This window comes from Afipia broomeae ATCC 49717 (assembly GCF_000314675.2).
Lineage (GTDB): Bacteria > Pseudomonadota > Alphaproteobacteria > Rhizobiales > Xanthobacteraceae > Afipia > Afipia broomeae.
Genome location: NZ_KB375282.1, coordinates 1,867,304 through 1,892,310, shown reverse-complemented (window position 1 = coordinate 1,892,310; position 25,007 = coordinate 1,867,304). Strand labels below are relative to the sequence as shown.

The following is a 25,007-nucleotide window of genomic DNA, read 5'->3' as shown; positions in this document are numbered from 1 at the left end:
ACCCCGCTGACGGATGGCGGCGGCTTGCCTGCTCAACAAACAACCCGGGAACCCACATGAGCGTATTCAATCTCACCGGACGCAAGGCGCTGGTGACTGGCGGCGCACGCGGTCTCGGCGCCGGCATGGCAGAAGCCCTGACCAAAGCCGGAGCCTCGGTCGTGATCGGCGATGTGCTGACAGACCTCGGCCAGCAAACCGCAAAGGCACTCGCCACTGGCGGCGCCAAGGCGGACTTCGTCCCGCTCGATGTCACTGACGATGCAAGCTGGGCCGCCGCCGTCGCCGCAACGATCTCCAAGCTCGGCGGCTTCGACATCCTCGTGAACAACGCAGGCATCGAAATCACCTCGCTGCTGGTGGATGCCAAGGCCGAAGATTTGCAGCGCATGTGCAGCGTCAACATCGTCGGCACCGCGCTGGGCATGAAGCACGCATTCCGCGCCATGCGCCCGGGTGGCGCGGCAGGCAAAGGCGGCGCGATCGTCAACATCGCATCGGTCGCCGCCACCATCGCGTTCCCCGGCATTGCCGGTTACTCCGCGACCAAATCCGGTGTCGACCGCATGACCCGCGTCGCAGCGATGGAGTCCGGCAAGCTCGGCTACGGCGTGCGGGTGAACTGCATCTATCCCGGCCTCGTGCCGACCGACATGGGCATGCAACTCGCAGGCGACGTCGTCGCGGCGGGACTTTATCCCAGCGGAGAAGCCGCCATCGGCGACGTCGTCGGTCAGACGCCGCTCGGCCGTCTCGGCGAAATTCCCGACATGGCGGATGCAACCGTCTTCCTGTGCTCCGACGCCGCACGCTTCATCACCGGCGCGGGACTGCCGGTCGACGGCGGAATGGGCATGTGACGGCACGCGCTGTTGAACTTCACAAAGGGCAAATCGAGGAAACATCCATCATGACAACGAAAAGACCTGTCGTCGTATATGGCGTCTCCGGCTACACCGGGCGCCTGGTGTGTGAGTATTTGCGGGAATACAACATTCCCTTTATCGCCGCCGGGCGTGACAAGGCGAGAGTTCAGGCTGTCGTCGAGAAGATTCCGGGAATCGAGACCGCGGATTATGAGGTCGTCGAGGTCGCACACACTGTCGAAGCGCTGACCAGCCTCTTTAAGGGCGCCAAATTCGTCAGCAATATCGTGGGGCCTTTTATCAAATACGCTCCTGAGGTCGTCGAAGCCTGCCTGGCCGCCGGCTGCCATTACAGCGATACGACGGGCGAACAGGACTGGGTCATGCTGGCGCAGGACCGCTGGGGCGCGAAGTTCGCCGAGAAAGGCCTGCTGCTGGCGCCGAATATCGCTCAGATGTACACGACGGGCGAGATCGCGGCGAACATCTGTCTCGAAACGCCCGGTCTCGACAGCCTCGACATTCAGGTGTTCTGGAAGGGTTTTCCAACCTACGCCTCGACGCAGACCATTTTCACCATCCTCAAGGCGCAGTGGTACTACCTCGAGCAGAACAAGTATGTCGAATGGGACGTCACTGCCCGCGCCGACGTGGTGGTGCCAGGCCAGCACGAAACGGCGATCGCAGTTCCTTGGGGAGGCACCGCGCATCCGGTCTGGTTCAAGAACGATCCGCGCGTTTCCAACTGCCGTGTGCTCGGCGGCGTTCTTGCCCGCCCGGTGATGGAAGGCGTGGTGCAAACCACGCAAATGGTGAAGGAAAAGATCAAGCCCTTGCCGCCCGCGGAGCAGGAGAAGGCGCTGGCCGAAATCGCAGGGAGCCTGCAAGCCAGCATGCCGCCGCGCGAAAATCCACGCATCAACACCTCGATCGATTCCGTTTATGCGTCCGGCCCGCTAGGCCGCGCGCATTGCGTGATCCACGGAAACTGCAACTACAAGCAAACTGGCATGTTGCAGGCCTATGCCGCGTTCTCGTTGCTGCAGGTGCCGCCGAAGAGGGTTGGATTTGCTTCGGGCTGCCAGGCCTTCGGCCATCGCGAATTGCTTGGCCAGTTGCGCAGCTTCGGCCTGGTGATGAACCCGATCCTGACCGTTCACCAATAAAGGCGATCACGCCGGGGCGGCTTTGTCGCCTCGGTTCCTAACCGCGCGCCTTGGCGTTGAGCGCGGATGCAACGCGGCTCACCGGCGACTTGCCGAGGACTTTGGCGATGTCATTGGTGGCGGCCACGAGCTGCTTCATATCGACACCGGTCGCAACGCCCATGCCTTCCAGCATGTAGACGACATCCTCGGTGGCGACATTGCCGGTCGCTCCGGGCGCATAGGGACAGCCGCCGAGACCGCCGGCGGCGGAATCAATCACGCGAGCGCCCTCTTCCAGACCTGCGTAGAGATTGGCGAGCGCCTGTCCGTAAGTGTCATGGAAATGCATGCCGAGATTCCGCATCGGCACCTCGGCAGCGACAGCGCGCAGCAACTGCCGCGCCTTTGACGGCGTGCCGACGCCGATGGTGTCGCCAAGCGAGACTTCGTAGCAGCCCAGATCCCACAGCTTCTTCGTCACGTCGACAACTGCGGATGGCTTCACCTCACCGTCATAGGGACAGCCGAGCACGCAGGAAACATAGCCGCGCACCTTGATGCCGTCGGCCCTGGCGCGCTCGATCACCGGGACAAAGCGCTGGATCGATTCCGCAACGGTGCAGTTGATATTGGCCCTTGAAAATCCTTCCGAGGCCGATGCGAACACCGCGATCACCTTGGCGCCCGCCGCCTTCGCAGCCTCGTAACCCTTCTCATTGGGAACGAGGACATGGAATTCGTAACCGGGATGGTGGTCGACGGCGCGCAGCACCTGATCCGAATTGACCATCTGCGGGATGGCCTTGGGCGAGACGAAGCTGCCGACCTCGATGGTGTGAAGGCCCGCCTTGACGAGATTTTCAATGAATGCGATCCGCGTCTCGGCCGAGACCGGCGTCTTTTCGTTTTGCAGCCCGTCGCGCGGGCCGACTTCGACAATACGGACCTGATCGCTCATGAAACCCGTCTATGCCTTCGGTTCGATCTCGGCGAGTTCGACGCCTTCGGCGACGATGTCACCGACCTTGCACTTGAGCGCCTTGACGGTGCCCGCGAACGGCGCGCGCAGGGTCTGCTCCATCTTCATCACTTCCAGTGTCAGGATCGCGGCGCCCTTCTCGACCTCCGCGCCTTCTTCGACCAGCAACGCCACGACCGTACCGGGCAGCGGCGCCACCACACGGTCGGCACCCGCCTGCTCCTCATCCTCAGTGCCGAACGGATCGACCCAGTGAACTTCGAAGCGTCCGTTGCGGGTGCGGACATAGACCTCGTGGCCGTCGAGCACGACGGTCACATGATGCTTCACGCCGTCGAGCACAAGATCGATTCCGCCGCGCGGCGATGCAGAACTTGCGAACGCGATGACCCGTCCGTCGATGGCCAGCGTCGAAGGGCCCTGACCATAACGCATCGACACCTTGCGCTCGGTGCCATCCGCTTGCCGGAACATAAACCGGCGACGGCGCGCAGCGACCGCGGCCCAGCCTGCTCCCGCGCGCCATGGCGAGTTCACGTCAGCGCCCGCAGCCGCACGCTCGCTTTGCAAAATTGACCCCACAGCAGCGGCCAACTCAAGATCGGTCAGTTGCCCTTCAGCAGGCGTCAGCTTCGCCAGTTCGCGCTCGATGAAGCCGGTGTCGATGGTGTTGGCGCGGACATCCGGATGCGTGATCAGCGCCGACAGGAACGGAATATTGGTGACGATGCCGCGAACATCGGTTTCCTGCAGGCCGCGGTTGAGCCGCGAGATTGCGAGATCGCGCGTCGGCGCCCAGGCGATGACCTTGGCCAGCATCGCGTCGTAATTCGGGGACACGGTCTTGCCCTCGGCGTAACCCGCATCGATGCGCAGGCCATCCACTTCTTCCGGCGTGTGCCAGGTGCGGATGCGGCCCACCGACGGCATGAAGTTCTTGTTCGGATTCTCGGCGTAGACGCGCGCCTCGATGGCGTGGCCATTGAGCGTGACCTGATCCTGCGCCAATGGCAGCTTTTCGCCGAACGCCACGCGCAACTGTAGTTCGACCAGATCGACGCCGGTGATCAGTTCGGTCACCGGATGCTCGACCTGAAGGCGCGTATTCATTTCAATGAAGAACGTCTCCTTTCCGTCGGAGACGAACTCGATGGTGCCCGCGCCGACATAGTTCACCGCACCCGCAGCCTTGCGGGCAGCAGCACAGACTGCGTCACGTTGCGCCGCATTGAGCGTCGGCGACGGGGCTTCCTCGATCACCTTCTGGTGGCGGCGCTGCAGGGTGCATTCGCGCTCGAACAGAGAGATCAGGTTGCCATGGCTGTCGCCGATGATCTGCACTTCGATATGGCGCGGGTTCTGGACGAACTTCTCGATCAGCATGCGGTCGTCACCGAAGGCCGCCAGCGCTTCGCGTTTGGCGCTGACGATGGCCGCCGCCAGCTCGTCCGCGCTGCGGACGATGCGCATGCCGCGTCCGCCGCCGCCGGCGGACGCCTTGGCAAGCACGGGATAGCCGATCTTGCTGGCCGCATCCGCCAGCGTCTTCTCGTCCTGGGCCTCGCCGTGATAGCCGGGCACCAGCGGCACGCCCGCCTTTTCCATCAGCGCCTTGGAGCCTGACTTCGAGCCCATGGCTTCCATCATCTCGGCGGTCGGGCCGACGAACACGATGCCTTCGGCCGCACAGCGGCGCGCGAAGTCGGCGTTCTCCGACAGGAAGCCGTAACCCGGATGGACCGCTTCGGCGCCGGTCTTCTTCACTGCCTCGATGATGCGATCGACATTGAGATAGCTGTCGCGCGCGCGTGCCGGGCCGAGCAGCACGGCATCATCCGCCATGGCGACATGCACGGCATCGGCGTCCGCTTCGGAATAGACCGCGACGGTGCGCAGGCCCATCGCCCGCGCCGTCCTGATGACGCGGCAGGCGATCTCGCCACGATTGGCGATCAGCAATGTGTTGAACCGGCGATACAGCGCTGCGGACTTGGTGGCGGCTTTGGCGTTCATCGGATCAGGTCCACGACGGTTTGCGCTTTTCAAGAAATGCGGAAAGGCCTTCGCGGGCCTCAGGTTTGGCGCGCACATCGGCGATCAGTTGCGCGGTCTCGGTCATGAGGGCTTCGTCGATGCGACGCCCGGCGATATCGCCAGCGAGCTTCTTGGCGATGGACCGCGCACCCGGCGCCGCCGACTTCAACTGCTTGAGCAACTTGCCGATGCGTTCGTCCAGAGCTTCGGGCGCGACAACCTCGTGCAGCAGGCCGATCCGCATCGCCTCGTTCGCATCGAACACTTCCGCAGTCTGGAAATAGCGCCGCGCCGTCCGCTCGCCGATGGCGCGCAGCACGTAGGGGCTGATCATGCCTGGCACGATGCCGAGACGAACTTCCGACAGGCAGAACGTCGCCTCAGAAGAGCCGATCGCGATGTCGCAGGCCAAGACCACTCCCACACCGCCGCCATAGATCGGCCCGTGAACACGGCCAATGGTGGTCTGGGGCATCCGGTCGAGCGCGGACAACATCCGCACCAGCGGCATCGCGTCCGCGATGTTTTCCTCTCGCGTATAGGTGCCCGCTTCGCGCATCGCGTTGATGTCAGCTCCGGCACACAGGCTCTTGCCCTCGCCTGCGAGCACCATCGTCGCAATCGAGCGATCGGAAGCGATGCTCTCGAAGGCGGAGCGCAGCGCTTCGATCAGCGCGCGATTCAGGGCGTTGTTCAGTTCAGGACGGTTCAGCGTGACGCGCGCCACGTCCTGATCGCGCTCGATGCGGACAAGATCGGTCATCGTTTTGCGCCCCGCATCACATTCTGAACACGCCGAACTTCGGCGGCTCGATCGGAGCGTTGGCGGCGGCGGACAGTCCGAGCCCAAGCACAAGCCGCGTATCGGCAGGATCGATCACGCCGTCGTCCCATAGCCGCGCGGTGGCGTAATACGGATGGCCTTGCGTTTCGTACTGTTCGCGGATCGGGGCACGGAACGCATCTTCTTCCTGCGCCGACCAGGTGCCCCCCTTGGCCTCGATGTTATCGCGGCGGAGCTGGCTCAGCACCATCGACGCCTGCTCGCCGCCCATCACCGAGATGCGCGCGTTCGGCCACATCCAGAGGAAGCGTGGGCTATAGGCGCGGCCGCACATGCCGTAGTTGCCGGCGCCGTAAGATCCACCGATCACCACGGTGAACTTCGGCACCGAGGCGGTTGCGACGGCAGTTACCAGCTTGGCGCCGTCGCGGGCGATACCGCCCGCCTCGTATTTCTTGCCGACCATGAAGCCGGTGATGTTCTGCAGGAACAGCAACGGGATGCCGCGCTGGCAGCAGAGCTCGATGAAGTGTGCGCCCTTCAGCGAACTCTCGCTGAACAGAATGCCGTTGTTGGCAATGATGCCGACCGGATAGCCCCAGATGTGAGCGAAGCCGCAGACAAGCGTGGTGCCGTACAGCTTCTTGAATTCCTCGAACTCCGAACCATCAACGATGCGCGCGATGATCTCGCGCACGTCGAACGGCTTGCGGGCATCGGCGGGAACGACACCATAGATGTCCTCGCGCTCGAACAATGGCTCGCTCGGTTCGCGCAGGCCAGTTGCGGAGGATTTCGCCGGATTGAGATTGCCGACGATGCGGCGTGCGATGCCGATGGCATGGCTGTCGTTCTGTGCGTAGTGATCGGTGACCCCGGAATGGCGGCTGTGAACGTCAGCGCCGCCGAGTTCTTCGGCGGTGACGACCTCGCCCGTCGCGGCTTTCACCAGCGGCGGGCCGCCGAGGAAGATCGTGCCCTGATTGCGCACGATGATGCTCTCGTCCGACATCGCGGGCACATATGCGCCGCCGGCGGTGCACGATCCCATCACGATGGCGATCTGCGGGATGCCCTGCGCGGACATGTTGGCCTGATTGTAGAAGATGCGGCCGAAGTGCTTCTCGTCGGGAAATATCTCGTCCTGCTGCGGCAGGAACGCGCCGCCGGAATCGACCATGTAGATGCAAGGCAGATTGTTCTGCCGCGCGATGTCCTGCGCGCGCAGATGCTTCTTCACGGTCATCGGATAATAAGTGCCGCCGCTGATGGTAGCGTCGTTGGCGACGATCACGCATTCACGGCCCGAGACGCGGCCAATGCCCGTCACGATGCTGGCCGAATGCACACCGCCGCCGTAGAGGCCGTAGGCGGCCATCGGCGAGAATTCGAGGAACGCCGTGCCTGGATCGATCAGGAGGTCGACGCGGTCACGCGCCAGCATCTTGCCGCGCGCGGTATGCTTGGCGCGCGAAGCCTCCCCGCCACCGCCCGCAACTTGTGAAAGCTTGTCTCGGAGGTCCGCAACCAGGGTCCGCATGACGTCCGCATTGCGGGTGAAATCGGCCGATTTGGGATCGAGTCCGGAACGAAGTGCCATTGTTTCCCGCCGCGTAACGTTTTGATCTTGCTTGCTTCCGTCCTTTCCGGACGGCTTCGACCCGCAAGGTGTCACTGCTTGGCGGCTGAATGCAACCACAACTTTCGCGACGAGTTTGAAGAGACTTGCCGTGGGTCAGAGGCCCTCAATAGGGCAAAGCGGCATCAGGAAATGTCATGTCCCCGACATTTGCCGGGGCAATTTCATGAGGCCGGACCGGCTGAACACCAAAGCCGGGCCCGCGGGCGAACGCCCGCTGAGCGCAACATCGGAGGGAGGCTTAGTGTGTCCAGGGCTCGACGCGGCGGAACGCGAAATTGTCCGCGTAGGCCTTCACGCGCGGCTGCAATTCCTTCGGCTCCAGCACCTGATAGGGGATGCCTTCCCGCTCGCAATAGGCGACGGCCTCTTCCTTGGTGTGGAAATGCAGCGTCACCTGCTGCTTCATGTCCCCGGAGCTGGTCCAGCCCATCAGCGGCTCGACCACACGCGGCTGCTCGGGTTCATAGTCCAGTTGCCATGCCTTGGTCTTGGCAAACCCGGACTGCATCGCATTTTTAGCAGGTTTGAAGATTCTTGCTGTCATGGAGCTAACGGGTCCCTGCGCCTGATCACTAGTGGCATCGGATAGGTAAAAAGCATGAGATTCGGATGCCGGCCAACATCAAGATCCTGAGCATGACTGCCCAGAACAAGACTTTTTACGGCGAGTTCTGGTATAGTCGGTCCGAAACGCGGTGACAATGTCGGACCGCTTGGGTCCGGGTAGGCGTTCCGCTGGCGTTATTTGGTTCGATCGCATCACGAAACGGTACTCATGGAAATTCAGGCAACACTCCCAGAGAAGGGCCGCGACCTCCGGCTCGATTTCTTCCGCGGCATCGCCAACTGGTGGATCTTTCTCGACCACATTCCGAACAACGTTATCAACTGGGCGACCCCGCGCAATTACGGGTTCAGCGACGCCGCCGACCTGTTCGTCTTCATATCGGGCTACACGGCGTCGTTCGTGTACGCGAAGATGATGCTCGATCGCGGCTTTATCGTCGGCTCGACCCGGCTGTGGAAGCGCGTCTGGCAACTCTATGTCGCGCACGTCATTCTGTTCGTGATCTATATCGCGGCGATCGGCTGGGTCGCATTGCGATATGCCGATCCGGACATCCTCAACGAGTTCAACGTCGCCGGCCTCATCGCAAATCCCATCCAGACGCTGACGCAAGGGCTTCTGCTGCGCTTCAAGCCGGTCAATCTCGACGTGTTGCCGCTTTACATTGTCCTGATGGGCTTCTTCCCGCCGGTGCTGTGGCTGATGCTGCGCAAGCCCGACATGGTGATGATCGCTTCGCTGGTGTTGTATTTCGCGGCACGCCAGTTCGGCTGGAATTTCTCGGCCTATCCGGTGGGCTCTTGGTACTTCAATCCGTATACTTGGCAGCTGCTGTTCGTCTTCGGCGCCTGGTTCGCACTGGGCGGGGCCAACGAATCCCGCTCGGTGATCAAGTCGCAATGGCTGCTGATCGCCGGGACACTCTATCTGATCTTTGCGATGATCATGACGATGGCCGGGCGCTTCGAATCCTTCGGCGCGCTGTTTCCGAAGTGGCTCTATGACGCCTTCAATCCGAACGACAAGACGTTCCTGGCGCCGTATCGCGTCATCCATTTCGTGGTCATCGCGTTCTTCATCACGCGCTTTATTCCGAAAAACTGGGGGCCGCTTGAGTCGAAATGGGCCGAGCCGGTGATCAAGTGCGGCCAGCAATCGCTGCAGGTGTTCTGCGTCGGTATCTTCCTCTCCTTCGTTGGGCACTTCGTGCTGATGCTGAGCTGGGGCACGGTCTGGGCGCAACTCGGCGTCAGCGTCATCGGGGTCGCGATCCTGACCGCCGTCGCCTACTACGGAAGCTGGTCGAAGAAGCAGGACAAGCCATCGGCGCGGTCGGCACCCGCGAAAGCACCTGCGGCCCAGACTTCGGCAGCTCCGGGGGCCTGATTTGACCATACGGCGGACAAATTGGCCGCGGGCGGTTTAACCGCCCGCGATATGCCGTTCTGCCTTGCTGGAGCCATGCGAAGCGTGTATCGACTGCCCTCTCGGGGTATAGCGTAGCCTGGTAGCGCGGCGGTTTTGGGTACCGCAGGTCGGAGGTTCGAATCCTCCTGCCCCGACCAACCCACTGATTTCCTTAAGTTTTACAGGAGACGGACGCCATCCGACGGTCCGCGCGCCCGATGCCAGATTGGCTCAGCGGGTTCCGAACAGCGGATGAGCCACGCGGTCGCCGGCCTGGATTCCGTATTTCCGGGCCGTTCCGCCGATCACCTCAAGCACCCCCTTCGCCAGACCGCCCGACGAAATGATCTTCTCGGAGTGAGGTTCGGTGTTTTCCGCGATCCGCAGAATGCGGCCATCGCTGCGGATAAAGATCATGTCGAGCGGAATGAAGGTGTTCTTCATCCACATCGAAACCTGCTGCTCGGGTGAGAAATCGAACAACATGCCCCGCCCCTCGGCCAGTTCCTTGCGGTACATCAGGCCGGTTGCGCGCTCCTGCTCGGTCTTTGCCATCTCGACCGAAAACACATGAACACCCGACTTGGTGACGATCTCAAGCGGCTGCACTTCGGCGGCGGTGGCGCTGAGCGAGGCGGTCAGCATCACGACGAAGGCAACGGCAACCCTTTGCAAAAACCCCCTCAGGTTTTGCGACCGGATGACGGATGGAAAAGATTTCAACAGAGAACCCGAATTCATCTCAAGCAACACCCTGACGTTCGACGGCGCACCCTAGCCCGTCAATCATGGCAAAGGCCAGATGCAGGATCTGGCCTTCGTTTATGATCACGCGGATGTGGTTGACGTCAGGTCAGTGCGACGACAGTCCGGGTGCACCGGTCTCAGGCTGAATCTCGGCCGCCATCATACCCTTGGAGCCGGGCCCGAAGCGGACCAGCACATATTGGCCAGGACGCAGTTCGGTCATGCCGTAACGGCGCAGGGTTTCCATATGCACGAAGATGTCAGGTGTGCCTTCGCCGCAGGTCAGGAAGCCGAACCCGCGAAGCCGGTTGAACCATTTGACCTGCGCCCGCTCCAGCCCGCTGGTCGGAGTCACGCTGACGTGAGTCCGCGCCGGAAGCATCTGCGCCGGATGGATCGCCGTCGACTCGTCCATCGAGACGATGCGGAAGGCCTGATAGCCCTTCTGGCGCTGGACGCATTCAACGACCAGACGCGCACCTTCATAGGCGGTCTGGTAGCCGTCGCGCCGCAGGATCGTGACGTGCAGCAACACGTCCGGCCAGCCGTTGTCAGGGACGATGAAGCCGTAGCCCTTGGAGGCGTCGAACCATTTGATAACGCCCGAAATCTCGACGAGGTTGACAGCCGCACCGTCTGCGGCCGCGAAGGAGTCGGCGGCCAAATTCCGCTCGGCAGTGGCAGCCAGTTCACTCGGAGCAAACCTGTCGGATCCCCCAACCGGTTGACCACCTGCCTTCTTGGACTCAAATCCGTCCGAACCCATGACCCCCGGACCCCAACAAATCTTCAGTCAGTCAACGACATGACCAAGTACGTTATGCAAGGAAGCTCGCGCTATTTCATCGTGACGAATCAAAATGAACTAAGGCGAATCCTTGATTTAACGATAACACTCCGCAACAGGGCTGAAAGACAAAAAACAAATCAGCGGTGACCTATGAACAGCCTTGAAGGGCAGCGAATCATTAATGGGGTCAATTGCCGACGAACGGCCCAAGGGTCTCGCCGATATCGTGACGGATCACCAGATCGGCAACGTCATCCTGATCCGTCGGCTCGTTGTTGATGATCACGAGCTTGGCCCCGCAATTGCGGGCCATCAGCGGAAAACCCGCGGCAGGCCACACCACCAACGACGATCCGATTGCAAGGAACAGGTCGCAATGCTGCGCCAGTTCCGTCGCGCGGCGCATTTCATCTTCCGGCATCGACTGGCCGAACGAAATCGTCGCCGTTTTCACGGGCTCACCGCACGTCGTGCATGAGGGCGCAATGCCTTCTTCGTCGAAACGTTCCTTGACCCAGGGAATCTCGAAACGCTGTCCACATCCGATGCAGCGCGCGTAGGTGGTGTTGCCATGCAGCTCGACGACATGCTCGGCGGAAAACCCCGACACCTGATGCAGGTTGTCGATGTTCTGCGTAACGATCGCCGGAACCTTTCCGGCCTTGTACAGCGACGCCAGCGCCCGGTGCCCGCGGCTGGGCTTGGCCGCAGCGAAGCTCGGCTCCATCGCGAAGCGGCGGCGCCAGGCCTCGTCCCTCGCCTCCTGGCTGGCGACGAACTCGCCGAACGGGATCGGACGATTGCGAGTCCACAGGCCGCCGGGCGAACGGAAATCGGGAATGCCGCTTTCGGTGGAAATGCCTGCACCGGTGAACGGTACAATCGTGCGTGCCTCGGCGATCATATCGCCAAGCATGTCGATTCCACTGCGAAGATCGGATGCAATCATCGTGTCAGTATAACCCAACAAAAATGGGGGCGCGAAGCCCCCATTCTCTTCCGAGCTACCGCTAAAATCAGGCTGCCTTGTCCGCCTTGGGCGCCTGTGGTTTCGGCGCTTCCTGAGGCTTGGACGCTTCCTGAGGCTTGGACGCTTCCTGAGGCTTCAGGGCTTCCTTGATCTCCCTCATATCCTTCTTGGGAGCGCTGACCTTGGCTGTCTTCCCCAAGGCGGCGAGCTTTTCCATTTCCGCGGCGAGTTCGCGCTGACGTGCGGCGATCTTGTCGGCAAGCTTCTCGCTGGCCTGGTCGCGCAGGTTCGCCAGATCGTCGATCGACATCGAATCCAAATCTACCTTTTGCATGGTCTTCCCCGTTTGACTGGGTCAAGGAGGTACCAAGAAGGCCTGTGCCTCGCCAGACGACGCGGTTTCTTATCCACTGTCATACGGCAGCGGATCGCGACGAGGCGTCGAGACTCAACAGCCGGTAAATTTTGGGGAAGGTTCTTCAAGGCGATTGCGGAGAAATGTCAGACCGCACACCGTCAGACGTTGCGGGTCGGTCTCGCCGGCGGAAGAAAGTGTTTCGATATAGGTATCGACGCTTTCGCGGGCTTCCTTCAGTTCGTTCTCGTCCAGGTTACGCATCATACCGAACGTATGGATAATCCGATCGATCACTTCTTCCAAGAACGCCTCCTTATTCCCATCAATTCCGTGAGATAACGGCGACGGAGCAAAAAGGTTCCCTTAACAACACCTGCCCTCGGGGCCGATTTGCTGCTATCTGATCGTCGGAATTTTCAACGGCACTCCGGCGATGCTCGAACAGGGATAAGAAACATGCGTTATCTGCACACCATGCTGCGCGTCCGCAACCTCGATATTGCTCTCAAGTTCTACAGCGACGCGCTCGGGCTAAAGGAAGTCCGCCGGACGGAAAGCGAGAAAGGCCGCTTTACGCTGGTGTTTCTCTGCGCGGACGAAGACGAGAGTCTGCTCAAACAGGTCAAGGGGCGCGGCGCGCCGCTGGTCGAACTCACCTACAACTGGGATGAAGAGACCTATGGCGAGGATCGCTACTTCGGCCACCTCGCCTACGAGGTCGACGATATTTATGCCACCTGCGACCGGCTGATGAAACTCGGCATCACCATCAACCGTCCGCCGCGCGATGGCCAGATGGCCTTCATCCGCTCACCCGATCTTCATTCCATCGAGCTTTTGCAGAAGGGCGACGCCCTCGCGCCGAAGGAGCCGTGGAGTTCGATGCCGAATACCGGGCATTGGTAGGCACCGGTTTATTTTCGGAACAAGAACATCGCAATCACGTTCTCCATGACATCGATTATGCATGGAGGAAAAAATGGGACGCGGACTCTTGTTGTGGCTGCTGGGCGTGCCGATCCCTGTGATCATTCTGCTCTGGCTTTTCTTCGGCCGCTAAAACTCGTTCGACTTCGAAAGCCCCTGCGCAACGCAGGGCTTTCACGTCAAAGACGCGCATGCAATTCAGGGCTTACTGCAGTCGGCCGTCGCTTCGATAAGCTTGACGAGCTTGTTGCCAGCCGCCTTCAAAATGCACATTTCGATCTGCTTGCCGGCAGGCACCGGCTTGGCGCAGATGATCTGCGGGTTGTCGTCGTAAACGGCCGTCGAGAATTTGCAGTTCGCCTGACATGACGCCGTGTAGTTGAACGGATTTGTCAGAGAGATGCTGGCCGACTGTTCGCCCGGCAGAATCGTGCAAACGATCGGCACCGGCTCGGCATGCAGCGCCGAAGGCAGGCCTCCCGCCAGAGCTGTAACTAAAATCAGGATACGTCTGCGCAGCATGAATCGACCGTGGTTGCTTCCGGCAGTACGGTAGCAAGACCGGATGCCCGAGACGAGCATTTCATGGCAACGGCCTCATCTGGCGGCCAGCCTCATCTTGAGTTGCAAGAATCCGCGATCTCTGTTCGAAATCGCTGACCGGGTGAGTACCGTCAGGGCGGACATCTTGCAAAACGTGGTCAACGCATTCCTGCTGGTCTATGCCGCGCTGTTTCCGATCGTCAATCCGGTTGGCAGTGCGCCCCTGTTCCTGCGCATGACGCGCGGGCGCACCACAGCCGAACGCAGCGTCCTTGCGTTGAACGTGGCGCGCAACAGCTTCTTTCTCCTGCTCGGATCGCTGTTCATCGGCTCGCATGTTCTCGAATTCTTCGGGATCACCCTTCCGTGGTCCGCGTGGCCGGCGGTCTGGTGGTGGCAGCCTTTGGATGGCAGATGTTGCACGCCCCGGAAGATCCCGGCCCGGATCGTGCGAAGGTCGACACCGGCCCCGCAATCGATGCGTTCTACCCACTGACCATGCCGCTCACGGTCGGTCCCGGATCGATTTCAGTTGCTGTCACGTTAGGCAGCCAACGACCGACACCAACCGCAGATTTCGCGCAGCTCGCGATCCTCGGTGGCGCTGCGGTGGCGGGGCTTGCCGCCATCGCCCTCACCATCTTCGTTTGCTACCGCTTTGCCGACCGCATCATCCTGTTTCTGGGTACGCGGGGCACGAATGTCGTCATGCGGCTTTCGGCATTCATTCTCCTCTGCATCGGCATTCAGATCATCTGGAATGGGTGTAGCGCGCTGCTCGGCAAGTCGATTTGAGCCCGCATTGCAGGTCACCATCCGCACGCTCTTCACGCATTTGTGCATCGCAACAAGATCGGAATTCCAGCTCCGAGCGCCAATTTTGCGAGAGATTTCAATTAAGCATGAGTTCCCTCCCTCCAAACGGCGCATTGAATATGACGGTAATTTTCGCTAGGTCTTGATCGATGCAGGCCCTCGGATGGCCGCTACGCCAGGGTCTGTGATTGATGCCTCGCCTTATTCACGGTCTTAAAACCGCTTCGACAACCGCGGCGATGGTCAGTGCGTTTGCGCTTGGCCTGTCTGCTCTCGCGCTGTCCCCCGTCGCATCTCATGCTGAACAGGCAACAACCGGCGCCAGCACTGTTGTCTCCGACGATCTCAACAGCGTCTTTAAGGCCCAACCCTGCGTGCAGTCCAAATCGCTTGCCCAGCTCGACGCACCGATCGCTCGTTTGTCGAAGAAGCTGGATGCCCATGAGCCTGTGACCATTGTCGCCGTCGGCTCGTCATCCACCGGCGGTGCGGGTGCAAGTTCTCCGGCCTATTCCTATCCCAGCCGCCTCGAGCGCGAACTACGCCAGAGGTTTCCCGAGACACCGATCACCGTCATCAATCAGGGCGTCAACGGCGAGGACGCCGCCTCGATGATGGAGCGGATGGATGCGGTTCTCGCACCCAAGCCGGACCTGGTGATCTGGCAGCTCGGCACCAACACTGTGCTTCGCGACGGCAACATTCCCGCAACCGCGGACCTGATGCAGGCCGGAATTTCGCGCATCAGAAAAACCGGCGCGGATGTGCTGCTGATCGACCCGCAATTCGCACCACGCGTCAACGCCAAGCCCGGCGCGAGCGAGATGGTCGGACTTATCGCTTATGTTGCCAAGCAGGCGCACGTTCCATTGTTCCGGCGTTTCGTGGCGATGCGCCACTGGCATGAAGATCAGGCTATTGCATTCGACCGGTTCATTTCCGCAGACGGCCTGCACATGAATGACTGGGGCTATTCCTGCCTCGCCCGGCTGCTTGCCGACAACATCACGGCCACGGTTGCACGATCACGCTCCGTCGCCGGCGTCAGGCCGTTTCTGTAACGGCTCCATCAGCTCATATTTTTCGAATGTGATAGTATCCGGTTTCCGGATAACGCATATCGCATGCAGCAACTGAACCTTTCAGGGTTCAGCCTGTATGAGAACCGCATGACGCATTCGCACGATACCGCGCACGACCATACTGATCATCGGCATGAGGGGCATGACCATGGACATGGTCATGGTGCCGGGCACGTTCATGCGCCTGCGAATTTCGGCCCGGCCTTTGCGATCGGAATTACGCTCAACACGATCTTCATTGTCGTCGAAGCGGTCTACGGCTACGCCAGCAACTCGACGGCGCTGATCGCCGACGCCGGACATAACCTGTCCGATGTGCTCGGGCTGATCGTCGCATGGATCGCGGTCATTCTGTCGAAGCGGCCGCCGTCTGTGCGTTACACCTACGGCCTGCGCGGCTCGTCGATCCTCGCGGCACTGTTCAACGCAGTCTTCCTGCTGATCGCCGTCGGCGCGATCGGCTGGCAGGCCGTGCTGCGGTTGTTCAATCCGGAACCCGTGGCCGAGATGACCGTGATGATCGTCGCGGCCATCGGCATTGCCATCAACGGTTTCACCGCGCTGCTGTTCGCATCCGGACGCAAGAGCGACCTCAATATCCGGGGCGCCTATCTGCATATGGCTGCGGACGCCGCGGTATCGGCCGGCGTCGTCATCGCCGCGCTGATCATCATGTTCACGGGCTGGGTGTGGCTGGATGCGGTCGTGAGCCTTTTGATCGTTGGGGTCATCGTCTGGGGCACATGGGGCCTTCTGCGCGACAGCACGGCGATGTCGCTCGGCGCTGTCCCGTCAGGCATCGATCCGGTTGCGGTTCGTCAATACCTCGAACAACGTCCCGGCGTGACCGAGGTTTGCGACCTGCACATCTGGCCGATGAGCACGACCGAGTCCGCACTGACCTGTCATCTGGTGATGCCCTCGGGGCATCCGGGGGATGCCTTTCTGGTTCAGGCCACGCTTCACCTGAAAGAGACCTTCGGGATTCAGCACACCACGATCCAGATTGTGACCAGCGCGGTCACGGCCTGCACGCTGGCGCCGGAAGGCGCTATTTAACCAGCCTTGAAAAGGCCCGACAGAGAATCTACTGATACGACATGAGGAGCGATGCCTACATCAATGCAAGGCCCGGCGCTGGACGCAGCGGACAGCGACGCAGTCTGTCGCTTGTCCTCGCGCTCATGATCGGCCTGCTGGCATCGCTGATTCATTGCGGAAGCTGCGAGCCGGCCATTGCCGGCTCGAACACCACGGTCGTCGCAATGGACTTCGACGGGACAAGCCCGCCTGACACGCCCGATCATAAGATGCCCTTTCATTGCGGGCATTGTCTCAGCCACGTCACCGGACAACCGACATTTGTCGTGCAGATTCCGGCCGACGTGAGCCATCACGTGCCACCTCTCGGCCGTGAGCAAACGCTGGCGTCGCTGGCCGGCCTGCCCCTGTTCAAACCACCCCGCGCCTGAACTAACGCGGCCGCCAAGGCCCGTTCGGCATGACCGCAGCCTCATAGCTGCGGGAGCGCCTGTTCACACCATTTCGCAGACATGGCGATGGCACGACTCCGATCGTGCGCGGGAACATAACGATGACCAGACTCAAATTGCTTGTTGCGGCAAGCGCGACATGCGCGATCGCGGCGCTTTGCTTCGTAGCAGCCTATGCACACGAAAAACAGCCTGTTCAGGAACAGCCTGCTCAGCATGACGAACCCGGCATAACGCTCAGTGAGAAACAGGTCGCTGCCGGAAACTTCGCGGTCCAGGAAGCGCGTGGTGGACTCCTGAGCAAACGCATGGTCGTTCCGGGAGCAATCGTGCCGAGCGGCGACCGCATCGCCAAAGTTTCCGTCCGGTTGCTCGGCACCGTGGCGGAGGTACGCAAGCGGCTCGGCGACACAGTGCGTGAGGGTGACGTTCTCGCGATCATCGAAAGCCGGGAGGTGGCCGACGCCAAGAGCCAGTACCTCGCCGCGCGGGTCGCCTTCGACCTTCAGGACACCTTGTTCACGCGGTCGAAAAGCCTGTTCGAGTCCAAGGTCAGCAGTGAAAACGACTTCCTGCGCGCGAAAACCGCATTCGAGGATATCCGCATCAAGTTCGACGTTGCGCGTCAGAAGCTGTTCGCGCTGGGTCTGACCAGCGACCAGATCGCGGTGCTGCCCCAGCAGCCTGTCGAGAGCCTCAGATTACAGGAATTGCGCGCGCCGATGAACGGCCGGATCGCTGAACGCCGCGTCGATCTTGGATCTCTGGTCGGCCGCGAAGGTCAGGAAAGCGAGCTGTTCGTGATTGTGGATTCAAGTGTCGTGTGGGCCGAGCTCGCTCTCGCCGCCGCCGATCTTGCCGTGGTCAGCGAGGGCCAGAAAATCACCATCAGCGCCGGTTCGCAGGGCGAGCCCTTGCCCGCGACCATCATGTTCGTGAGCCCTCTGCTGGACAAGGACACACGTCTGGCGCGCGTCGTCGCATCGGTCGACAATCCCGCGCACATCCTGCGGCCGGGCATGTTTGTGACCGCCGAAATCCCGTTCCAGCAGGTGAAGGCTGACGTGGTGGTGCCGAAAACCGCTGTGCAGAACATTGAGGGCCAGAGCGCCGTATTTGTCCGAACGTCCACTGGCTTCGAGCCTCGCAGGATCGTCACAGGCCGCGAGGACAGCCGCTCGTTCGAAGTGACATCCGGCCTCACCGCCGGCGATCCCATCGCAACCGCCAACACCTTCGTCCTGAAGGCCGATCTCGGCCGCGGCGAAGCATCTCACGCGCATTAGGCCACCGAACATGATCAGTCGCATTCTCGACCTGTCCATCCGGCACCGCTGGATCGTCGTCCTGTTCAGCATCGGCTTTGTCGCGTTGGGCGCCTGGTCGCTGCTGCATTTGCCGGTCGACGCCGTGCCCGACATCACCAACAAGCAGGTGCAGATCAACACGACCGCGCCGGCGCTGTCCCCGGTGGAAATCGAAAAGCAGGTCACATTCAGGATCGAGACCGCGCTGGCGGGCATCGCGGGACTGGAAAGCACCCGGTCGTTGTCGCGCAACGGCTTCTCGCAGGTGACGGCCATCTTCCGCGAGAAGACGGATATCTATTTCGCACGGCAGCAGATCAACGAGCGGCTGATCGAACTCCGCGCCAGCCTGCCGCCCGGCGCCGACCCGAAAATGGGCCCGATCTCGACCGGCCTCGGCGAAATCTACATGTGGACGGTTTCCCTCGCGCCGAAAGCCAACGGCAGCAGCGGCAAGGCCGGCTGGCAGAGCGACGGCTCGTTTCTGACAGCGGAAGGCGAGCGTCTCAAAACCGATATCGAACGCGGCGCCTATCTGCGCACGGTGCAGGACTGGATCATCCGGCCGCAGGTCAGGAGCGTCCCGGGTGTCGCCGGTGTCGATGCCATCGGTGGATACATCAAGCAGTATCAGGTGAAGCCCGATCCTGCGAAACTGATTTCGCTCGGGCTGTCGTTCGGCGATGTCGTTCGCGCCATCGAGGCCAACAACATCAGCCGGGGCGCCAGCACCATCGATCGCAACGGCGAGGGAATTGCTGTCCGCGCCGGTGGCCGTCTGGAGAGCCTCGCCGACATTGGCGATGTGACGATCATCACGCGCGGCGGAGTTCCGGTGCGGATTCGCGACGTTGCTGAAGTGGCAATCGGAGGTGAGATCCGGACCGGCAGCGCCAGCCGCGACGGGCGCGAAGCCGTGATCGGAACGGCGCTGATGCTGATGGGCAGCAACAGCCGGACCGTCGCCGCCGCAGTCGACGCAAGAATGCAGGACATCCGCCGCAGTCTTCCGGCCGGGGTCACAGTGGAAACCGTCCTCAACCGCACCCAACTGGTCGATGCGACCGTCACCACCGTCGCCAAGAATCTCGGCGAAGGCGCCCTGCTCGTGATCGCCGTCCTGTTTCTGCTGCTCGGCAACTTTCGCGCTTCGCTGATCACGGCGCTGGTCATTCCGCTCGCCATGCTGATGACGGCCACAGGAATGCTGCAAAGCCGGATCAGCGCAAACCTGATGAGCCTGGGTGCCCTCGATTTCGGCCTGATCGTCGACGGCGCAGTCATCATCACCGAAAATACGCTGCGGCATCTGGCGGAAAGGCAAACCGAAACCGGCCGGACACTGACGCTGTCCGAGCGCCTCGCGACGGTGAAAGCCGCCGCTGAAGAGATGATCGCGCCGACCGTCTACGGCCAGGCGATCATCATCCTGGTCTATGTCCCGCTGCTCACCTTCAGCGGCGTTGAAGGCAAAATGTTCGAGCCGATGGCTTTGACGGTCATCCTCGCGCTCGTTTCAGCTTTCGTGCTGTCACTCACGTTCGTTCCGGCGCTGATCGCAATCGCAGTCACCGGCAGGGTGAAGGAATCCGACAACCTCGCCGTGCGCCGCCTCAAGTCCTCCTACGCGCCGCTCCTGAAACGCACCATCAACCGGCCCCTCGCCGCCATCGCGACCGGCGTGGTTCTGTTTCTCGGCGCGCTGTTGCTGTTCTTCCGTCTCGGTCAGGAATTCATCCCGACGCTGGATGAAAAGAATCTCGCAATGCATGCGCTGCGTATTCCCAGCACCAGCCTCACGCAATCGCAGGCGATGCAGTTTGACGTCGAAAAAGCCATCAGCGGCTTCCCGCAGGTGGCCTACGTCTTCTCCAAAACCGGAACGGCCGAGATCGCCTCCGATCCGATGCCACCCAACGCGTCCGATACTTTCATCATCTTCAAGCCGAAGGACCAGTGGCCCGATCCCGCATTGAGCAAGGCCGCGCTGCTGGACCAGATCGAAGAAGCCGTCCGCGTACTGCCCGGCAATAACTACGAATTCACCCAGCCGATCCAGATGCGGTTCAACGAGCTGCTGGCGGGTGTGCGCGGCGATCTGGCGATCAAGGTTTTTGGCGACGAGTTTGAGCCGCTGCTGCGCAGCGCGGGCCAGATCGCAGGTATCCTGCAGAAAACCCAAGGGGCGACTGACATCAAGGTCGAGCAGGCCAGCGGCCTGTCGGTGCTGGATATCACCGTGAACAAGGCGGAGATCGCCCGCCGCGGCCTCAGCCTCACCGCCGTTCAGGACGTGATCGGCACAGCCATCGGCGGACGAAGCGCCGGAGCGGTGTTTGAAGGCGACCGGAGCTTCGACATCGTGGTCCGCCTGCCGGAAGACATCCGCGGCGATCTCGATGCCCTGAAGAACCTGCCGGTGTCGCTGCCGCCGGCCGGCCTGACCCCGTTGACCGTCCCACTCGGCCAACTGGCGACGTTCAAGATCAGCGACGGTCCGAACCAGATCAGCCGCGAGAATGGCAAGCGGCGTGTCGTCATCACCGCCAATGTGCGGGACCGCGATATTGCCTCGGTCGTGAACGACGCCCGGGCACAAATCGAGACTCGGGTGGCGTTGCCGCCCGGCTACTGGCTGTCCTGGGGCGGCCAGTTCGAAAGCCTTGCAGCCGCACGCCAGCGGCTCTCGTTCGTCGTGCCGGGGTGCTTCGTCCTGATCTTCCTGCTGCTGATGGGTGCGCTCGGCACCGCGCGGGACGCTCTCATCGTCTTCAGCGCCGTTCCCCTCGCCCTGACAGGCGGTGTTGTTGCGCTGTGGCTGCGGGGGATTCCGTTCTCGGTCTCTGCGGCGGTCGGTTTCATTGCCCTGTCGGGCGTTGCCGTCCTCAACGGGCTGGTGATGCTTAGTCACATCAAGCAACTGATGGCCAGGGGGCAGGAGAAGGCGGAAGCCATCTTCGATGGCGCCCTCACCCGCTTGCGGCCCGTCGCCATGACGGCGCTGGTCGCGTCGCTTGGCTTTGTGCCGATGGCGCTGGCAACCGGAACCGGCGCGGAGGTGCAACGGCCGATTGCAACGGTCGTGATCGGCGGGCTGATCAGCGCAACGCTGCTGACGCTGTTCGTTCTGCCCGCGCTTTATGTGCTGTTTGGACGCAAGCCGGAGAGCGTTGCATCAGAGACAACATCGATGCCAGCTCAAACCGTCGAACCGTTGCGCGGTTAACTGGATCAGGCGGCGCCCAGATATGCGGCTTTCACCTGCGGGTCCGACAGCAGCGTCGCGCCGTCGCCCTCCAGTGCCACCTTGCCGGTCTCCAGCACGTAGCCACGGTCGGCGATCTCGAGCGCGGCGCTGGCATTCTGCTCGACAAGCAGAACGGTCACCCCTTCTTTCCTCAGCGACACGATCGCCGCAAGGATCTGATCGACAAGCGTCGGCGATAGCCCGAGCGAAGGCTCGTCTAGCAGCAGCAGCTTCGGCTTGCCCATCAAGGCACGGCCAATCGCCAGCATCTGCTGCTGACCCCCGGACAATCCCCCGGCAAGCTGGCGGCGCTTCTCGGCAAGGATCGGAAACATTCCGAACACACGGTCGCGGTCGCTTTCGATGTCCTTGTCCCGGCGCATGTAAGCACCCAGGCGAAGATTGTCCTCGACGCTCAGCGGTCCGAAAATCTGGCGGCCTTCGGGCGACTGCGTCATGCCGCGCTGAACCCGCCGATGCGGCTTGAGGCGATCGATGCGCTCGCCCAGAAAGCGGATTTCGCCGGCTGTAATCGGCTGAACGCCCGATAGCGCCCTGAGCAGCGTCGTCTTTCCCGCGCCGTTGGAGCCGATCAGGGCGACCACCTCGCCTGCCCGCACGGCAAGGTTGACGCCGTGCAGCACCTCGATCCGGCCATAGGCGCTGCGGAGGTTGGCAACTTCAAGCACGGGCCGCCTCCTTCGCTCCATGTTTGCCGAGGTAGGCTTCAAGGACCGCCGGATTGTCACGCACCTCCTGCGGCTTGCCTTCGGCGATTGGCTTGCCGCGATTCAAAACAAGAATGTGGTTCGAAATCTTCATCACCAGCTTCATGTCGTGTTCGACAAGAACGACCGCGATGCCCTTGGCGGCGACCCGCCGGATCAGTTCGTCGATCTCCTCGGTCTCGACGGGATTGCAGCCGGCCGCGGGCTCATCGAGCAACAACACGCGCGGTTCGGAGGCCAGCGCGCGCGCGATTTCGAGGCGCTTGCACGCGCCGTAGGACAACGATCCCGCTGCAACATCTGCGCTGGCGCGCAGTCCAACCTCGTCGAGCAAGGCGAGCGCGGCATCGCGCGTCTCGGCGTTTTGCCGCGTCACCGATGGCAGGCGGAACAGGTCCGCGAGCAGATTGCAGCGCTCCCGGAGATGACGGCCGACCATGACGTTCTCCGCAGCCGTCATGCGCTGGAATATCTGGAGGTTCTGGAAGGTGCGCGACATGCCGCGCGTTGCGAGCTTGTCGGGCGTCAGTCCTGTGACATCCTCGCCCGACAGTTCGACATGCCCCTGATCGCGCTCATAGACCCCGGAGACGATGTTGAACAGCGTGGTCTTGCCCGCTCCGTTCGGCCCGATAATTGAAAGAATCTGTCCGGGGCTGACGGAGAAGCTGACACCGTCGATGGCTTTGACGCCGCCGAACGAGATTCCGATATCCCTGGCTGCGAGGATCGTCATGCCTTCGTCCTCTTCACCAGCAGACGCGACAGCGTCGGGACAATGCCGTCGCGCATGAAGATCATCGACACAATGATGATGAAGCCGAGCAGCAGGTGTTCGTATTCCTGAAACACGGTGAGCACCTGCGGCAGCGTGATGAGGACCGCAGCACCGACAATGCTGCCAACGACCGAGCCGAGCCCGCCAAGCACCACCATGGTCACCATCTCCACAGAATGGAGAAATCCGGCCTGATCGGGATTGATGAAACCATTCATGAGTGCAAGGGCGGAGCCCGCAATCGACGCATAGGCGGCCGCGATTACGAACGCCTGCAACTTGAAGCGGGCGACATTGATACCCGCCACGCGTGCCGCGACCTCGCTGTCATGCAGCGCGCGGAAAGCACGCCCTGTCGGCGTATCGTTCAGGTTGAGAGCGATCCACGTTCCCAAAATCAGAAGCCCGCCCGTGACCCAATACCAGGTGTCCGATCCGCTGACGCGCCAGCCGAACAGCACCAGCTTGGCAACCGGCATACCGTCAGGCCCGCCGGTCCAGCGGCTCTCCGTGGTGATAACGAGCGCCACGAGCACGCCGAGACCAAGCGTTGCAATGGCGAGGTAATGCCCCTTCAGTTTCAGGATCGGGCGGCCGACGAGATAAGCCAGCACCGAAGAAATAACACAGCCAAGCAGAACCGCCGCCCATGGCGGTATTCCGAAATGCGCGGGACCGATGGCGACGGCATAGGCACCAATTCCGAAGAACCCCGCATGACCTAGACTGACCTGCCCGGCCGATCCCATCAGGACGTTCAGGCCGATGGCTGCAAGCGCCGACACCCACACCAGCGACGCCACACGGAAATAGTAGCTCGACGGAAAAATCAGCGGCAGCACCGCGACGACGACCGCGAGTGCGATCAGGATCAGATAGCGATAACCGATCTTCTGCAGCACCGCTCAGACCCTTTCCACGGTCCGCCGGCCGAACAGGCCTTGCGGCATGGCGAACAGCACGAGGAGAATGACGATGAAGGCGAACGCGTCCTTGTAGGTCGAGCTGATATAGCCGACGCCGAAGGCTTCCAGCAGACCGAGCAACAGCCCGCCCGCGACCGCGCCGAGCGGATTGCCCATGCCCCCTAACATCGCCGCCGCAAATCCCTTCAGCGCGAGCATCGTGCCGACATCGTAGCTTGTGAGCGTGATCGGCGTGATGAGAATGCCGGCGACCGCTCCGATGGCCGCTGATCCGCCGAAAGCCAGCGCCATCACGGTCGCGGTGTTGATGCCGACAAGCCGCGCCGCCAGACGGTTCGCGGCAGTCGCAAGCACGGCCTTGCCAAGGACCGTTCGTTCCAGAAAAACGTAAAGCAGGATGACGATCACGGCGGTGCCGCCGAGCACCCAGAAGCTCTGTGGCTGAACGGTCGCGCCCAGCACGTTGACCGGCGTGTCGCCGGAGATACTGGGCAGCTTGTGAAACTGTTTGTCGAACAGGATTTGCGCCGCGCCCCGCAGCAGGATCGACGCGCCGATGGTGATGATGATCAGCGTGACCGGCGAGGCATCGCGCGCCGGCTCGATAGCGAGCCAATAGAGCAGAAGGCCGACGACGATGGAAACGACCACTGCAAGCAGCGCGGCAAGCGGAAGGGGAACCCCGGCGGCAGTAGCAAAGACCGTCACCATCCCGCCCAGCATGACGAACTCGCCCTGGGCAAAATTGACGACGTCGGAGGCGTTGTAGACCAGCGTGAAGCCGAGAGCGACCAGAGCGTAGACCGCGCCCACGGTCAGTCCGGAAATGAGAAACTGGACAAACTCCGGCATACCGGCTCCACGAGC

24 protein-coding genes, 1 tRNA gene and 1 pseudogene are annotated in these 25,007 nt (G+C 61.8%); 11 read left to right on the top strand and 15 right to left on the bottom strand.

The annotated features are described in order from the left end of the window. Positions 1-56 precede the first annotated feature (56 nt). Both HMPREF9695_RS08760 and HMPREF9695_RS08755 read left to right on the top strand, forming a co-directional pair. Positions 57-860 (top strand): SDR family NAD(P)-dependent oxidoreductase, encoded by an 804-nt coding sequence (locus tag HMPREF9695_RS08760; RefSeq protein WP_006020482.1) that lies wholly within the window; start codon positions 57-59, stop codon positions 858-860. A 50-nt stretch (positions 861-910) separates the two neighbouring features. Further along, positions 911-2,032 (top strand): DUF5938 domain-containing protein, encoded by a 1,122-nt coding sequence (locus HMPREF9695_RS08755; RefSeq protein WP_006020481.1) that lies wholly within the window; start codon positions 911-913, stop codon positions 2,030-2,032. Positions 2,033-2,069: 37 nt separating this feature from the next. Here the strand turns inward: HMPREF9695_RS08755 and HMPREF9695_RS08750 are convergent, their stop codons facing one another. The 5 genes from HMPREF9695_RS08750 to HMPREF9695_RS08730 all read right to left on the bottom strand — a co-directional run bounded on the left by HMPREF9695_RS08750 (position 2,070) and on the right by HMPREF9695_RS08730 (position 7,997). Next, on the bottom strand, positions 2,070-2,972 hold the full coding sequence (locus tag HMPREF9695_RS08750; protein WP_006020480.1) for a hydroxymethylglutaryl-CoA lyase: 903 nt from the start codon (positions 2,970-2,972) through the stop codon (positions 2,070-2,072). Between the two features lie 9 nt (positions 2,973-2,981). Then, positions 2,982-5,006, bottom strand: coding sequence for an acetyl/propionyl/methylcrotonyl-CoA carboxylase subunit alpha (locus HMPREF9695_RS08745; protein WP_006020479.1), 2,025 nt, complete (start codon positions 5,004-5,006; stop codon positions 2,982-2,984). 4 nt (positions 5,007-5,010) lie between these two features. After that, entirely contained in the window at positions 5,011-5,790 is a 780-nt protein-coding gene (locus tag HMPREF9695_RS08740; protein WP_006020478.1) for an enoyl-CoA hydratase/isomerase family protein, read from the bottom strand. 16 nt (positions 5,791-5,806) lie between these two features. Further along, positions 5,807-7,411 carry a carboxyl transferase domain-containing protein gene (locus HMPREF9695_RS08735; protein ID WP_006020477.1) on the bottom strand — a complete coding sequence of 535 codons (1,605 nt, stop codon included), beginning with the start codon at positions 7,409-7,411 and terminating at the stop codon, positions 5,807-5,809. Between the two features lie 280 nt (positions 7,412-7,691). Continuing rightward, complete coding sequence (locus HMPREF9695_RS08730) at positions 7,692-7,997, bottom strand: ETC complex I subunit (protein ID WP_006020476.1); 306 nt, start codon at positions 7,995-7,997, stop codon at positions 7,692-7,694. Positions 7,998-8,228: 231 nt separating this feature from the next. Between HMPREF9695_RS08730 and HMPREF9695_RS08725 the strand changes: the two genes are divergently transcribed. After that, complete coding sequence (locus HMPREF9695_RS08725) at positions 8,229-9,407, top strand: OpgC domain-containing protein (protein WP_006020474.1); 1,179 nt, start codon at positions 8,229-8,231, stop codon at positions 9,405-9,407. A gap of 102 nt (positions 9,408-9,509) precedes the next feature. Beyond that, a tRNA-Pro gene (locus HMPREF9695_RS08720) sits at positions 9,510-9,586 on the top strand. Between the two features lie 73 nt (positions 9,587-9,659). On the opposite strand, the gene HMPREF9695_RS08715 is transcribed toward HMPREF9695_RS08720, so the two are convergent. The 5 genes from HMPREF9695_RS08715 to HMPREF9695_RS08695 all read right to left on the bottom strand — a co-directional run bounded on the left by HMPREF9695_RS08715 (position 9,660) and on the right by HMPREF9695_RS08695 (position 12,596). Beyond that, positions 9,660-10,073, bottom strand: a complete 414-nt coding sequence (locus tag HMPREF9695_RS08715; protein ID WP_157223958.1) for a DUF192 domain-containing protein — start codon at positions 10,071-10,073, stop codon at positions 9,660-9,662. Between the two features lie 208 nt (positions 10,074-10,281). After that, the gene (locus HMPREF9695_RS08710) at positions 10,282-10,941 is read right to left on the bottom strand and encodes a cold-shock protein (protein ID WP_006020472.1); all 660 of its coding nucleotides are present in this window, start codon (positions 10,939-10,941) and stop codon (positions 10,282-10,284) included. A 211-nt stretch (positions 10,942-11,152) separates the two neighbouring features. Further along, positions 11,153-11,914 carry an SIR2 family NAD-dependent protein deacylase gene (locus HMPREF9695_RS08705; RefSeq protein WP_024919204.1) on the bottom strand — a complete coding sequence of 254 codons (762 nt, stop codon included), beginning with the start codon at positions 11,912-11,914 and terminating at the stop codon, positions 11,153-11,155. Positions 11,915-11,981: 67 nt separating this feature from the next. Continuing rightward, on the bottom strand, positions 11,982-12,269 hold the full coding sequence (locus HMPREF9695_RS26775; protein ID WP_006020470.1) for a hypothetical protein: 288 nt from the start codon (positions 12,267-12,269) through the stop codon (positions 11,982-11,984). 114 nt (positions 12,270-12,383) lie between these two features. Beyond that, on the bottom strand, positions 12,384-12,596 hold the full coding sequence (locus HMPREF9695_RS08695; protein ID WP_006020469.1) for a hypothetical protein: 213 nt from the start codon (positions 12,594-12,596) through the stop codon (positions 12,384-12,386). A gap of 153 nt (positions 12,597-12,749) precedes the next feature. On the opposite strand from HMPREF9695_RS08695, the gene HMPREF9695_RS08690 reads away from it, so the two are divergent. Beyond that, positions 12,750-13,199 (top strand): VOC family protein, encoded by a 450-nt coding sequence (locus tag HMPREF9695_RS08690; RefSeq protein ID WP_006020468.1) that lies wholly within the window; start codon positions 12,750-12,752, stop codon positions 13,197-13,199. A 219-nt stretch (positions 13,200-13,418) separates the two neighbouring features. Here the strand turns inward: HMPREF9695_RS08690 and HMPREF9695_RS08685 are convergent, their stop codons facing one another. Beyond that, on the bottom strand, positions 13,419-13,802 hold the full coding sequence (locus HMPREF9695_RS08685) for a hypothetical protein (RefSeq protein WP_244434437.1): 384 nt from the start codon (positions 13,800-13,802) through the stop codon (positions 13,419-13,421). Here HMPREF9695_RS08685 and HMPREF9695_RS08680 point away from each other — a divergent pair. From HMPREF9695_RS08680 to HMPREF9695_RS08655, 6 genes and pseudogenes are all read left to right on the top strand, one after another. Next, positions 13,786-14,558 (top strand): annotated as a pseudogene (locus tag HMPREF9695_RS08680) (MarC family protein). The gene HMPREF9695_RS08685 and the pseudogene HMPREF9695_RS08680 overlap by 17 nt on opposite strands. 212 nt (positions 14,559-14,770) lie before the next feature. Next, on the top strand, positions 14,771-15,640 hold the full coding sequence (locus HMPREF9695_RS08675; RefSeq protein WP_006020465.1) for an SGNH/GDSL hydrolase family protein: 870 nt from the start codon (positions 14,771-14,773) through the stop codon (positions 15,638-15,640). A 108-nt stretch (positions 15,641-15,748) separates the two neighbouring features. Beyond that, complete coding sequence (locus HMPREF9695_RS08670) at positions 15,749-16,720, top strand: cation diffusion facilitator family transporter (protein ID WP_041712026.1); 972 nt, start codon at positions 15,749-15,751, stop codon at positions 16,718-16,720. 41 nt (positions 16,721-16,761) lie between these two features. Further along, positions 16,762-17,133 carry a hypothetical protein gene (locus HMPREF9695_RS08665; protein ID WP_006020463.1) on the top strand — a complete coding sequence of 124 codons (372 nt, stop codon included), beginning with the start codon at positions 16,762-16,764 and terminating at the stop codon, positions 17,131-17,133. 122 nt (positions 17,134-17,255) lie between these two features. Beyond that, positions 17,256-18,440 (top strand): efflux RND transporter periplasmic adaptor subunit, encoded by a 1,185-nt coding sequence (locus HMPREF9695_RS08660; RefSeq protein ID WP_006020462.1) that lies wholly within the window; start codon positions 17,256-17,258, stop codon positions 18,438-18,440. A 10-nt stretch (positions 18,441-18,450) separates the two neighbouring features. Further along, positions 18,451-21,687 (top strand): efflux RND transporter permease subunit, encoded by a 3,237-nt coding sequence (locus HMPREF9695_RS08655; protein WP_006020461.1) that lies wholly within the window; start codon positions 18,451-18,453, stop codon positions 21,685-21,687. A 5-nt stretch (positions 21,688-21,692) separates the two neighbouring features. Here the strand turns inward: HMPREF9695_RS08655 and HMPREF9695_RS08650 are convergent, their stop codons facing one another. The 4 genes from HMPREF9695_RS08650 to HMPREF9695_RS08635 are packed head-to-tail and all read right to left on the bottom strand — an operon-like array spanning position 21,693 to position 24,992. After that, complete coding sequence (locus HMPREF9695_RS08650; RefSeq protein WP_006020460.1) at positions 21,693-22,397, bottom strand: ABC transporter ATP-binding protein; 705 nt, start codon at positions 22,395-22,397, stop codon at positions 21,693-21,695. Continuing rightward, positions 22,390-23,172: an ABC transporter ATP-binding protein gene (locus HMPREF9695_RS08645; protein WP_006020459.1), complete on the bottom strand. Its 783-nt coding sequence runs from the start codon at positions 23,170-23,172 to the stop codon at positions 22,390-22,392. The genes HMPREF9695_RS08650 and HMPREF9695_RS08645 overlap by 8 nt, the downstream gene beginning before the upstream one ends. Continuing rightward, a complete protein-coding gene (locus HMPREF9695_RS08640; RefSeq protein ID WP_006020458.1) occupies positions 23,169-24,116 on the bottom strand; it encodes a branched-chain amino acid ABC transporter permease in 948 nt (315 codons plus the stop codon). The genes HMPREF9695_RS08645 and HMPREF9695_RS08640 overlap by 4 nt, the downstream gene beginning before the upstream one ends. A 3-nt stretch (positions 24,117-24,119) precedes the next feature. Next, the gene (locus tag HMPREF9695_RS08635) at positions 24,120-24,992 is read right to left on the bottom strand and encodes a branched-chain amino acid ABC transporter permease (RefSeq protein WP_006020457.1); all 873 of its coding nucleotides are present in this window, start codon (positions 24,990-24,992) and stop codon (positions 24,120-24,122) included. Positions 24,993-25,007: the final 15 nt, after the last annotated feature.